1 protein-coding gene is annotated in these 1,657 nt (G+C 51.1%); it reads right to left on the minus strand.

Translation table 11 applies throughout. The features are described 5' to 3' along the window. Positions 1-207: 207 nt before the first annotated feature. Positions 208-1,657, minus strand: a 1,450-nt coding sequence (locus AC097P_RS23645) for an Lcl domain-containing protein (protein WP_479612878.1), incomplete at its 5' end; no start/stop codon positions are given.

Below are 1,657 nucleotides of genomic sequence, written 5' to 3' on the forward strand. Positions count from 1 at the left end.
AAGTGCGGCAAACTGGGGTGAGATCTCGCCCGTAATAGGCGTTGAGCGCTGATTCCCTTCGAGCTCCGAGGCAGCAAGCGTTGCGGGGGATAAAGCGACCATCCCCGCAAGCCTCAGAAAATCACGTCGTGCGCGGTCTGGTGCGGTTAGGGGGGTATTGGTGCCTGGCATTGAGTGATCTAGTAAATGAATAGACAGGATCTGACGCTACTTTCCAGCCGTCTTCTCTTGCGTAACACACCACGCGCCTGCACCCTCCACTAAATAATTAAATCCCTGGCTGTCTGTGCGATAAAGCGGAGAGTTATTCTCTCGACCAATAAATGCACCGTTCACGCCATCATCCCGCAAAGCCTCATAGTAATCGCCGGAAACACCCGATATCGTGCTGGAAAAATAAGCGGGTTTCTTATCCATGGGACTACCACGACCGTCGTCGGGGAAAAAACCGCGCAGAAAGGTTGGTGATAAGTTATCGGGTCTTGCGGAGTTGGGTGCTGCGGAGAAGCCCTGCTTTATCAGCCAATTAAAGATGCCTTTGCCTTGGTGTGTGTTGCCACTGGGATTCGGACTACCCTTGACAACCGCGTGAAGTTCTGCTTCGGTAGGTAAACGCCAGCCGTTGTAAGCACCAAAATCTTTGCGTGCAAAGTCGGCACATTGGTCATTAGCCATCGACCAGAAACTTGTAACCCATTCAATCGTAATACTTCCATAATATCCATAGGTAGTTTTCTGCTTGAGTTCATAAGCTGGCAAATTAGATACCGGTGCCTGCAGCCAAACCAAATTGGTCCGTTGGTCGAGAACGGTGCCTTCTTTTTCCCCACCACGGCGAAGCCCCGCTACATAGGTCCCTTGTTTTTCGAAACGTGTTGTGATGGTCGCCAACGCATCCTTAGCGGCAAAGGTGTTGGGTGCCAACTTGCCGTTCTGATCCACTTCCGCCATGTTCGCCTCCACCAGCAGTTGGGTGCCCATTGCCTGCAGCGTCTGGTAGTAATCTCGCAAGTGGATGAGCCGTTGGTCAAGTACCGGCGCATCGAACGGCAGGGTGCTTTTGGTGTAATCGCGCGCAGCACTGAACAGGCCCGAGCTCAATTCATTTTGATTCATCAAGACCGTGTCGATTTTGTCCAGCGCATACGCGATGCCACCTTTGCCCACATCTAAGATCACTGTTTTCCGGGCAGCTATATCGTTTTGTATCTGCTTCAGTTCAAGCTTTTGATCCGGGGTACACATGGGGTCTGAGGCAGGCCCTTGGCTGTCCATCTTGCACTGGAAGGCTCCCAAACGATTCGCAATCTTCGTGAGGGCATCAAACTGTGTCGTGATCAGCGTAGTGTCATCGATTAGATTTTCAGCTCTCAGGTCGAATTGGGTCTTTTTGGCCTCACTTAAGATTTTTGCACTTAGTGCCTTCAACTCATCCAGCTTTTGATTAACTATCTTAAGTTGCTCCAATACTTCGTTGTTGCCACCCAAACCAAGCGCATTAATCGCTTTGTTAAACACAAGTCCAACGCCTTGATTGGCTACCGCGGTACCTAGGAACTTCAAAAGTGCTTCAACTGTAATGTCCTCAATAATGCCCCCCAACATTCGAGGGCGCGCAAAGCTGCGTGGCTGCGCGCCACTGTCGATATCGGTCACC

It is taken from the genome of Rhodoferax sp. ZS1R8 (assembly GCF_056521325.1).